This is a genomic window from Escherichia sp. MOD1-EC7003 (genome assembly GCF_002965065.1).
Lineage (GTDB): Bacteria > Pseudomonadota > Gammaproteobacteria > Enterobacterales > Enterobacteriaceae > Escherichia.
Map to the genome: position 1 here is coordinate 1 of NZ_PTRE01000325.1, position 240 is coordinate 240.

Annotated in this window: 1 protein-coding gene; it reads right to left on the reverse strand. The window is 57.5% G+C overall.

Annotation, left to right across the window (positions count from 1 at the left end; genetic code table 11):
* Positions 1-240: IS66 family transposase (locus tag A7090_RS25600; protein WP_157941512.1), on the reverse strand; the 240-nt coding region annotated here is incomplete at both ends.

The following is a 240-nucleotide window of genomic DNA, read 5'->3' on the forward strand; positions in this document are numbered from 1 at the left end:
GGCTCAGCTCCACACCCTGACGGCGGTATATCTCTGACTGGCGGTATAACGGCAGATGGGCTGCATATTTTCCGGTGACGACATGGGCCAGGAGCCCCGCTCCGGCATAACTGCGTGCCATGGGTTTTGAAGGCACCGGTGCCTGCACGATATGGTCGCACCGGCAACAGGCCAGTTTCGGGCGTTGTGTTTCGATAACCTTAAAGGCGCTGCTGATAAGCTCCAGTTGCTCTGACACAT